The organism is Streptomyces sp. NPDC057543, assembly GCF_042801895.1.
Taxonomy (GTDB): Bacteria; Actinomycetota; Actinomycetes; order Streptomycetales; family Streptomycetaceae; genus Streptomyces.
The window spans coordinates 1-11,611 of record NZ_JBHVFF010000273.1; the positions used below are offsets into that span (position 1 = coordinate 1).

At 68.4% G+C, this 11,611-nt stretch carries 2 protein-coding genes; one reads left to right on the forward strand and one right to left on the reverse strand.

Annotated features, from left to right (window positions below; all coding sequences use genetic code 11):
- Positions 1 to 52: 52 nt before the first annotated feature.
- Complete coding sequence (locus tag ACFU8Q_RS32845) at positions 53 to 3,199, reverse strand: DNRLRE domain-containing protein (RefSeq protein ID WP_384461156.1); 3,147 nt, start codon at positions 3,197 to 3,199, stop codon at positions 53 to 55.
- A gap of 606 nt (positions 3,200 to 3,805) precedes the next feature.
- On the opposite strand from ACFU8Q_RS32845, the gene ACFU8Q_RS32850 reads away from it, so the two are divergent.
- Entirely contained in the window at positions 3,806 to 11,584 is a 7,779-nt protein-coding gene (locus ACFU8Q_RS32850) for a ricin-type beta-trefoil lectin domain protein (protein ID WP_384461159.1), read from the forward strand.
- Positions 11,585 to 11,611 lie beyond the last annotated feature (27 nt).

The following is an 11,611-nucleotide window of genomic DNA, read 5'->3' on the forward strand; positions in this document are numbered from 1 at the left end:
GCCCTCTGTGGGGGCGGCCGGGCCTCGGTGGGATCTCACCCCGTCGCCGACGTCAGCCGAAGGCCTTGACCGTGTTCCAGTTCACCGACAGAACGACCTTCACCGGAGGGTTGGTGTTCGTCCGCGACGGGTTGTAGATCCGCGTGTACCCGTCGGAGGCGAGCCGGGCCCAGATGTCGGGGATGCCGTCTTTGTTGACATCCGGGATGCCGATGGCGGTGGGCACGTTGGCCTCGGTCCAGGTGGTGCCGTAGGGCTCATCCTTCCCGGTCAGCGAGTTGGCGGCCAGCTTGAGCGAATCCAGGACAACGCTGCCGGAGGCGGTGCCGGGCTTGCCCTGGCGGTCGTACATGTTGCCGTTGTCCAGGTTGCGCCACAGCAGGTCGGGCGTCTTGTCGCCGTTGATGTCGGCCACGTTGACGATCTCCCGGCGGGCCCAGGCGTCGGCGTTCATCTGCGTGGCCGTCTGGAAGGTCGCGCCGGTGTAGCCGGTCAGCGTCCAGAACGCGTCCCCGGCCCGCAGCACCAGGTCGGGCAGCTTGTCGCCGGTGATGTCGCCGACGGCCTTGAGCTGCGTCCACGTCGACGGCGCCGGGGCGTTCGAGGGCAGGCGGATCTCGAGGCGCTGGGTGACGTCGAAGCTGCCGTATCCGTCTCCCGGGTAGAGCCAGAAGCGGCCGTCCGGGGTGACCGCGAACAGGTCGGTGGAGCCGTCGCCCGGGTAGGTGTCCTGGAAGTGGGCGATCAGGGCCGCCTTGTTGGTGGCCGGGTCGTACCAGTGGCCCTGCGGGTCGGGCTTCTTGTTCCCGTCGTAGGAGGCTGCCAGGCAGTTGTACAGGTCGCCGCCCTCACCGCCCACGCACGTGCGCAGGTTGCCTTCGGCGTTCACGATCAGCAGGTCGGGGACGTTGTCGCCGCCCGTGTCCATGGGGCCGTCGGCAATGTCCCGCGGCGGCACGTAGAACGTGTAGTCCGTGCGCTTGCTGGGGTTGCCGAGGGAGTCGTACGCGTACACCTGGATGGTGTTGGGACCCGCGTGCGCCGGCATGAAGGTGGGAAGGGTGACGGTGTTGCCGGTGGCGGGCACGTCGACGGGGTTGTTGCCCTCGATGGACCACCGGAACTTCGACGCGCCCTCGGAGGTGAAGGTGACGGCGCCGGTCGCGCCGAACTTGACCTTCGCCCAGGTCTGGGCGTCGGGCGTGGCCTCGGGGAAGGTATCGCTGTCCACGGTGGGCGGCGGCGGGCCGGAGCCGTCGACGGTGACGGTGCAGCGGTTGCCGCTGGTCGGGTAGTAGGCAGACACCGCAGTCGGGGAGTTGCTGTCCTCCGCGCGTACGTCCCAGTAGTAGACGCCCTTGTCGACCAGGGTGCTGGAGGCGATCGTCAGGGTGCCCTTGCCGCTGGACAGGCTGGTGACCAGGGTGCCGGCCGGGGTGGCGGCGCCGGACTTCCAGAAACGGAAACGCAGGCCCTTGAGGTTGCCGTCGGGGTCGGAGGACTTCGCCGACAGGACCAGGTTGGTCTTGCCGACGGTGGCGCCGGCCGTGGTCTGGTTGCAGGCGCCGCCGGGCGTGCTGGAGACGCTGCTGGGCGTGGCGGGCGGCCGGTTGTAGGTCACCTCCATCGCGGCGTTGGTCGCCTGGAACTTGCGCCAGGTCTCTTTGTCGGACTCGCTGGTGGCGCGCATGCCGAGGGTGAGGTTCGACGAGCCGCTGTCCGCGGCCTTCTGGGCGGCGGACTTGATGTTGAACGCCTCCCACTCATTCGGGCAGGCGCTGGAGGACCAGCCGTGCGCGAACGACTTGCGCTGGATCTCCGACGACCAGCTCGGCTGCTTGTTCCAGGTGGTGCCGGAGGAGATCGCCCCGGTCTGCCAGAGCTGGAACTCACGGGTGGTGCAGGACCAGGAGTGGTTGTTGAGCACCTTGAAGGTCGCGGAGCTGATGTCCGCGCCCTTCAGGCTGGTGTTGAAGCTCATCCGCCAGAAGGAGCGGGCGGTGCCGCCGGTGTCGCTCTCGTGGCCGACGCGGGCGTCGGAGGTGCCGGAACTGAAGTTGGTGCCGTTCCAGAAGCTGGAGTTCGGGTACGGCTTGTACGCCACGGTCCACGCCTGCCAGCCGGTGCTGATCGTCGGGTCGACGAACACCGGGTACTGGATGTCTGCGTCGGTGAACAGGTCGGCCTGCGCGACGTGCAGGCCGAGGCGGGCGGCGCCGGTGCCGTCGCCGGCCAGCTGGACAGGCATCGGGGCGCTGTGCGCGCCGGGCTCGATGCCGGTCAGGCCGGACAGCTTCAGCACGTCGGCCGGCGTGGCGACCGAGGTGCGGGGCGTGCCCCGGCCCTCGTCGAGCTCCGGGTCGCGGCCATGGGAGTCCCAGGCGAAGGGGGTCGGGATGGAGCCGATCTCCTTGCCGGAGCGGTTTTGCACCAGGACGCGGCCGGTGCTCTCGTCGTGGTGGAAGACGGCCGTCTTCGAGCGCAGCCCGTAAGCCACCGTGGCCAGCGCCTTGTTCTGCGCGGCCTCCTTGCTCTTGACGATCAGCAGCTGGGCGAAGCCGCCCTCCTCGCGGGCGACCAGCAGCAGGTCGACGCCCGGCAGCACCTCGGAGTAGAGGGCGCGCGGGCCGTCGAGCACCGGCTCGGGCAGGGTGCCGGGCCAGGTGTAGGCGACGGTGTGCCCGGCGACGTCCACCTCGGCCAGCACCGTCTCCTGCGCCTGCGCAGCCTCGGCCCGCGGCAGGCGGGTGAAGGAGCGGTCGGCGCGGTCGGCCTTCCGGCCCGGGGCGCCGCTGGAGAAGCGGACCGGCTGGGCGGGGTTGACCGGCTGGACGCCCAGGCCGCGGGCGGCGTTCTGCACCCGCCGCAGCCGGTTGTCGATCGGCGCCCACTTGCCCGCGGCGTTCTTCGCCCGCTGCGGAAGGACGGTGATCCGGGTACGCAGCTGTCCGTCCGGCTGTGCCCAGGTCTGGGAGGTGGCGGTGGTGGCGGTGTCGACCAGCACCGGCTTACGAGTGCGCCGGGCCTCGGCCTGGGCGACCTCCTCGTCGCGCGGGCCGGTCGCCGCGTGCCGGGCGTCGGTCGCTCTGCCGGCCTGCGGTGGTGAGGGTTCGTCAGGGTGCCACCACGGCAGCAGCGCGGCGGTCAGGGCGGCCAGTACGAGGCCGAGGGTGAGAGCCAGCCTGGTGCGCGTGCGCACGAAGGGGCTGAGAAAACGAGGCGGCGCGGACACGGCGGCGTCTACTCCCGTGTGGACCAGGCGGATAGGGACAGCACGAACAGCCCCGGTCGGCAGGCCGCGGGGCATCGGCGCGCACACGATCACACGGACTGCACGTCAGATCCACGTATGAAGATTTTATAAATCTGTGACGAGCGATTGGTGAGCGCTTGACCGCCGTTTGAGGTTGCCGGATATGCGCCTTTCAGTCACCTGTTGTGCGCGTATAGGTATGGATTTTCGGCACACGTCCGATCAGTCACCAGAAATTGCGGTCTGGCGCGCCGTGCACCGTGACGCACCTCACTGGAAGTTCCTCGCGGCCCATTTTCTCGATCTTGAATCGTGTGGGGGTCATGACAGAGGGTTCGGTCTCCATCCGTTTGTTTTTCGCATGCCTTGGTGGGGTCGACGCGTATGCGTGCTCAAAGTCCACCGTCGTGGCTGGGGCGGTCACGCCCGGTCAGGACGGAGTCACAACGACGGCGCCGCCGGCAAAGCCGCGTGGCGACCGTACTTTTGCTGTGCTCGGCCTTGGTGGTGAGCAGCCTCAGCGCTCAGGCGTGGGCGATACCCGGCCCCGGCATGCGCCGCGAGGAGGTCAAGCTCCCCGACCTGCCGGAGAGCACCGCGCTGCCGGCGGACGAGGAAGCCGAGAAGAACCTCACCACCGCGCCCGAGGTCCCCGTCGACCCGTACGAGCCGACCGCTGTGACGCCGTGGACGAAGGGCACCGGTGTCGCCACGCTCAAGGCGGACACCGTGCCGGGCACCACGGTCCCCGTCGACGAACTGCCGATCGCCGTCGGCGTGCCCACGGGCGTCGACCCGGCCGCACTCGCCGGTGACTGGAAGGTCGACCTGGCCGCGCCGGGCACGTCCCAGGACGCGAACGTCTCCGGCATGATCATGAAGGTCACGCCGCCGGCCACCGCCGACCCGACCGCACAGGTCTCGCTCGCCGTCGACACCACCGGCTTCGCCGACCTCTACGGCCCGCAGGCCGCCGACCGCTTCGGCCTCGTCCTGCTGCCCAACTGCGTCATGGACGCGCCCGACACCGGCGACTGCGCTCCCGACAGCGGTGTGACGACGATGTCGGGCAAGACCGAGAAGCAGCCCGAGCGGCTGCGCAGCACGGTCGAGGTGGTTCCCGCCAAGGAGGCGCCCACCAAGTCCACCGCCGCGCAGAAGGCCGCCACTCGCAAGATCCTCACCGGCTCCGTCCCGGTCTCCGATCTGCTCGGCGGCAACGCCGGCTCGACGACGTCCGGCGCTTCCGCGCGCACCGCGTCGTTCCGCAGCGGTGACGTCCTGCCGGTCGTGGACGCCTCCGGCCCGCAGGTCGTCGGCGCCATGGACACCGGCGCCGCCGCCTCCGGCGACTTCACCGCCAGCCCGCTGCTGTCCTCCGGCTCCTGGTCGGCCGGATCCTCGTCCGGCGCGTTCACCTACTCGTACGACGTGCAGGTGCCCGAGACCGCCGGCGGCCTCATGCCGAAGGTGTCCCTCGGCTACTCCTCGCAGTCCGTCGACGGCCGCACCTCCGCCACCAACAACCAGGCCTCCTGGATCGGTGACGGCTGGGACTACAACCCGGGTTCCATCACCCGGACGTACGCCAACTGCCGTGAGGACTCCAAGAAAGAGGGCTCCAACAACAAGACGCACCGCACCGCGGACCTGTGCTGGGGCTCGAACAACGCCACTCTGTCGCTGGGCGGCATGACCACCGAGCTGGTCTGGGACAAGGGCCAGGAAGAGTGGTTCACCGCCAACGGCGACGGCTCCAAGGTGGAGCGGATCTTCGACGCCGGCAACGGCAACGGCGCCTACAAGGGCGAGAACTGGGTCGTCACCACGCGCGACGGCGTCAAGTACCACTTCGGCATGCACAAGCTGCCGGGCTGGACCTCCGGCCAGTCCGTCACCGACTCCGTGCTGACCGTGCCGGTGTACGGCAACCACGACGGCGAGGACTGCTACAAGGCCGGCGACTGGAAGGGCTCCGCCTGTACCCAGGGCTGGCGCTGGAACCTCGACTACGTCGAGGACATCCACGGCAACGCGATGTCCCTGTGGTGGAAGAAGGACCAGAACTACTACGCCCGCAACTTCGACTTCAAGAAGCCGGTCGTCTACGACCGCGACGGCTGGCTCGACCACATCGACTACGGCCAGCGCGCGAACGCCCTCTTCACCGCGGTCGCCCCGGCCCGCGTCAACTTCACGGTCGCCGAGCGCTGCCTCGACGAACGCACCCTGACCTGCTCGGACGCCAACTTCAAGGACAAGGACCCGGGGAAGTACCGCATCTGGTACGACACGCCCGCCGACCTGAACTGCGAAGCCGTCACGGCGACCCAGACCAGGAAGTGCTGGAACGCCGGCCCGTCGTTCTGGAGCCGCAAGCGTCTGGTGCAGATCCAGACCTCCGCGCAGCGCCGTACCGACACCACCGCCCGCCAGGTGGTGGACCGGCACACGCTCGAGCAGAGCTTTCCGGTCCTGAAGACCGGCCCCAACACCGCCCTGTGGCTGGAGTCGATCCAGCGCACCGGCTACGCCCGTAACGGCAGCACGGACAAGAGCGTCCCCCTCAACGCGGTCCGCTTCGAGTCCAACGCCGAGAACATGCCGAACCGGGTGATGCGCCCGAACGACCCGCGCCCCGGCTTCTCCCGGCTGCGTATCGGCCGCGTCATCAACGAGTACGGCGGCGAGACCTTCGTCACCTACAAGCCGGCCGCCGGCGACTGCGCCACCGGCACCAACCTGCCGAAGAAGGAGGACACGGCCGCGCTGAAGGCCAACACGCGGCTGTGCTACCCGTCGTTCTGGTCCCCGGACCCCGACGTCGAGGACATCGACTGGTTCCACAAGTACGTGGTGGACACCATCGAGGAACTCCCCAACGTCGACGGCGCGTTCGCGACGAAGACGGCGTACCAGTACAAGAACCCGGGCTGGAAGCTCGCCGACGCGGAGTTCACGAAGAAGTCCACGCGGACCTACTCGCAGTTCGCCGGCGTCGAGCAGACCACGGTGATCACGGGCGCGGACAACACCGACATCGGCTCCAAGCGGTCGAAGTCGGTCACCCGCTTCTTCCGCGGCATGGGCGACACCGTGTCGATGAAGGACATGACCGGCGCCGAGATCGCCAAGGACAGGGAGGCGTTCGCCGGCCGCATCGCCGAGGAACTCGACTACGACAAGGCGGACGACGCCGACACCGACTGGGTCTCCCGCAGCGTCACCGTCCCGGCCGCAACCGAACTGGCCCACCGGGACCGCGACGACAGCCCGGACCCGCTGCGCGCCTGGCGTGTCACCGAGCCCACGGAGATCGCGTACACCAAGTCCTCCGGCACCAACAGCGACGACACCCGCACCGAGCGGATCGTGAAGACGAGCACCACCTACGAGCCGACCTACGGTCTGCCCACCCTGGTGGAGTCGCTCGGCGACACCGGCAAGACCGGTGACGAGTCCTGCACCAAGTCGGAGTACGTCCACCAGACCGCCAAGAACCTCATCGGTCTGTCCAAGCAGGTCCTGGTCTCCCCGACCACCTGCGCTGCCGCCGACTTCTCCGACCTCAGCACGCTGAGCGGCGCCACCCGCACCGCCTACGACGGCCAGGCCTACGGAGACGCGCTCGCCGGCACCACCAAGGGCGAGGCCACCGAGTCCTGGTCGCTGAACGGCGCCGGCACCGGCTGGCAGACCGGCGGTACCACCGAGTTCGACGACGTCGGCCGTGTGACCCGCATGACCGACCAGGACTACAAGACCTCCGGCACCATCACCTACAAGCCGTCGATCGGACAGGTCTTCACCGTCGTCGAGACCAACGCCCTCGGCCACTCCCAGACGAGTGAGGTCGAACCGGGCCGTGGCACGACCCTGAAGACGACCGACGCCAACAACCACGTCACGCAGGCGGAGTTCGACCCGCTGGGCCGTCTCCAGAATGCCTGGGCGGCGGACCGTACCCCGTCGGACTCCGCCGTGCCGGACTTCCATGCCGTCTACACGATCCCGGAGTACAAGAAGGGCGAGGACCGCAAGCCCTCGTACGTCACCACCTACACGCGCGGCTACAACAACCGCATCGAGACCTCCGTCACCCTCTACGACGGCCTCGGCCGTGAGCGGCAGACGCAGGAGGAGGCGGACGGCGGCGGCTACCTGATCACCGACACGCTGTACAACAGCTCCGGTGAGGTGTGGCAGACCAACAACGCCTACCTGACGTACGAGGCCAAGCCGGGCGAGCTGTTCAGCCCGGTCAGCGACACGGCCGTCCCGAACATCACGCGCTACACCTACGACGGTTCCGGCCGCGTGCTGGAGGAGATGCCGGTCCTCAAGGTCGAGGACCCGCAGACGCACGAGTCCAGGTCGGAGCCGGTCCCGGCGCGGGCCACCCGCTACGAGTACGGCCTGGACTGGTCCAAGGTCGTCAACCCGCAGGGTGCCTCTTCCTACCGGGTCTACACCGACGCCCTGGGGCGCACGAAGCGGGTGGACACGTTCAACCAGGACGCGCCCGGCGGCTACACGTCGATGAAGTACGACTACGACACGCGCGGCCAGCTCGTGAAGGCGTACAACACCGCCGACGAGACCCACCCGTGGACGTGGACCTACGACAACCGCGGCCGTCAGAAGACCGCCACCGACCCCGACACGGGCACCACGTCGACGTGGTACGACACATACGACCGCGTGCTCCACACCAAGAACGCCCGCGGCGTCGATGTCTGGAACAACTACGACGTCCTGTCCCGGCCGACGGAACAGCACCTGAACGCCGCGAACGGCCCGCTCCTGGCCGGATACACCTACGACCAGGCCCCCGGCGGCAAGGGCATGCCCTACACCGCCACCCGCTACACCGACTCCGAGGCGTACACCCAGCAGGTCAACGGCTTCGACAAGGACTACCAGCCGACCTCGACCACGCTGACCCTGCCGGACACGCTGGCCTCCGCCTGGGGCCTGGACAAGTCGTACACGTACTCCTACAAGTACAGCGACAACGGCGTGCTGGAGGAGTCCACGCTGCCGAAGATCGGCAAGCTCGACGAGGAGAAGCTCGTCGTCCGCTACAACAAGGACGGCAATCCGCTCTCCATCTCCGGCAAGGACTGGTACGGCTCCGAGACGGTCTACGACCCCTACGGCCAGGTGCTGCGCTCCACGCTCGGCGCCCAGCCCTACCGGGTGTGGGCGCAGAACACGTTCGACGAGTCCAGCGGTGAGCTCAAGCAGCAGTCGGTCTTCCGCGAGAAGACCGGGGACAAGAGCGTGGTCGGCCAGAACCCGAACAATCCGTGGCTCGTCTCCAACCGGTCGTACACCTACGACCCGGCCGGCAACGTCACGTCGATCCAGGAGGGCTCCGCCGGCATCGAGGAGCGGCAGTGCTTCACCTACGACCCGCTGGGTCAGTTGAAGTCGGCCTGGACCTCGAAGGACCAGACCGCCTGCGCCGGCCCGAAGAAGAGCGACGGCACCCTCGACGTGGCCGCCGGCAAGGACAACTCCGGCTACTGGCAGGAGTACGAGTACGACCTGCTCGGCAACCGCAAGACGCTGACCGAGAAGGACCTCACCGGTAACACCGCCAAGGACGCCAAGACCACCTACGCCTACGGCAAGGCCGACAACACCCAGCCGCACACGCTGACCAAGGTGTCGAAGACCTACACCACGCCGCAGGGCGCGCAGGTCAAGGCCGAGGCGGAGCGTGTGTACGAGCTCACCGGTGAGACCAAGACCGTCACCTCCGTCGAGAACGGCGACAAGCAGTCGCTGAGCTGGACCCCCGACGGCCAGATCGACCGGATCACCGGTCAGGGCGCCGGCGGCAAGACCCCGTACGTGGGCCTCGCCGACAAATGCCTTGACCTGAAGGGCGGCCTGGCGGTCGCCGCGACGGCGATCCAGCTCTACTCCTGCAACGCCTCCCCGGCGCAGAACTGGCGCTTCACCCCTTCGCCGGGCGCGACGCAGACCGACCCCAACCGGGGCACGCTGAACGTCTACGACAACTGGTGCGTCCAGCCGGCCGGCAACACGGCCGGGTCGGCGGTCCAGCTGCAGAAGTGCGACGGATCGGCCGGACAGGAGCTGAAGCGGAACGCCTCCGGTCAGCTCACCCATGTCGATGCCTCCTCGGGCCTCGTCCTGTGCCTGGCGGTGAAGGACGCCAACTCGGCGAACTCCACCCCGATCGTGCTCGCCACCTGCGACGGCACGAAGGCCGAGCAGTTGTGGGCGCCGCAGAACGACACCCGTCACATCTACGGCCCCGACGGCTCGCGCCTGCTGACGATCAAGGGCAAGCAGGCCACGCTGTATCTCGGCGAGGCCGAGGTCACCGTCCAGAAGGGCGGCGTCCTGGTCAACACCCAGCGCACCTACTCCGCCCCCGGCGGCGCGGTCATGCGCTACGCCAACGGCACCGGCAGCGAGACCCTCGTCGCCCTCACCGGCGACCACCAGGGCAGCACCTATGCCGAGGTGGCGCTCAACGGCGAGATGCCGGTCCGGATCCGCAAGCAGGACCCGTTCGGCAACCAGCGCGGCGCGAGCACGGCCGGCGTCAACCTGCAGACGCACACCGGGTTCCTCGGCGCCACCGAGGACCACGCCTCCGGCTACCAGCCGCTGGGCGCCCGCCTCTACGACCCGGTGGTCGGACGCTTCCTGTCCGCCGACCCGGTTCTGGACCTGAACGACGTCCTGCAGTCCAACGGATACGCCTACGCGCACAACAACCCGGTGACGATGTCCGACCCGTCGGGTCTGGCCATCTCGCTGACCGCCTCCGAGCGGGCCGCGGCCCTCTCGGGCGCGGGTCTGTCGCCGGCGCAGGTCGCGCAGGCGCAGGCCATGATGGGCAAGTCCCTCACCTCGGTGATCCTCGCCGTGGCATGGGAGACGCTGAAGGACTTCATCGGCATCAACGACGCGATGGCGTGCTTCGGCGGTGACATGTGGTCCTGCGTCGGCATCGCGGTCGACGCGATCCCGTGGGCGAAGATCGGCAAGATCCCGTCCGTCATCAAGGCCGTCAACCGCACGATCAAGGCGATCGAGGCCTTCCGCGCGGCCAAGAAGGCGGCCCAGCTCGTCCTGAAGGCCGCGAAGGCGGCCGAGGCGGCAGCGCTGAAAGCGAAGAAACTCGCGATCGAGCGAGCGAAGAAGCTGGCAGCGCAGAAAGCGAAGAAAAAGGCAGCCGAGGCAGCCAAGAGAACCGCCGACAAGGCACTCGAGGCCACCAAGAAGACCGGCAACCGCGTCCAGAAGCAGGCCCAGGCCAAGGCGGCCCCGAAGGTGTCGGCCCACGGCGGCGGCGGAAAGGGCGGCGGGGGCGGCGGCTCCAAGCCGGGCGGCAAGTCCGGCGGCTCCTCCAAGAGCAACGGCGGATCCAGCGGCAGCGGCGGCTCGGGCAAGGCCGAGGGTGGCGGCGGAGGCTCCTGCCCGGTCAACAACAGCTTCGTGCCGGGCACCAAGGTCCTCATGGCCGACGGCACCACGAAGCCGATCGAGCAGGTGAAGGCCGGCGACAAGGTCGTGGCGACCGATCCGAAGACGGGCGAGACCCGGATCGAGACGGTCACGGCCGAGATCAAGGGCCAGGGCCTGAAGCACCTCGTCAAGGTCACGATCGACGTCGACGGCAAGAAGGGCACCAAGACGGCCCAGGTCACCGCGACCGACGGCCACCCGTTCTGGGTCCCCGAGCTGGGCAAGTGGATCAAGGCCACCGACCTGCATGGCGGCCAGTGGCTGCAGACCAGCGCCGGTGTGTACGTCCAGATCAGCTCGGTCCAGCGCTGGACGAGCCCCGGAGCGACGGTTCACAACCTGACCGTCGGTGACGTCCACACGTACTATGTGGTCGCAGGCGGGACCTCAGCACTCGTTCACAACTGCTCCACTGCGGATGAACGGGCGCATGCCAGAGCATCGGAGAATGCTGCATATTCCAGCAGGCCGGACGTTGCTACCGGCGGGTACCTCTGGGTTCAGGGGCACGGAGAGTTTGACCTGGCTTCCGATCGGCTCCATCCGTTGATCAGAGCCAACATGGGCGAGATTCCTGCTGCGGCGAGCCCCGGCGGCGGTAAGTTCTTTGGCTCGCATGTCGAGGTTCAGGCGGCCACTATCATGAGGATTCTGGCCAAACAGTCGGGATCCGGGGGTTTGACTGGCCGACTGATGGTTTCAAAGCCTGGCGGGCCATGCGGTTTCTGCGCGCCAAACGTGGCAGGAATGTTGCCGGGGAGCTCATCGCTAGCGGTTCGATCTCAGCGCGGGCAAGTTTTCAGTGAGGTACCCTTCTGATGCATTCGCCAAGGCGCGGCCCAGTTG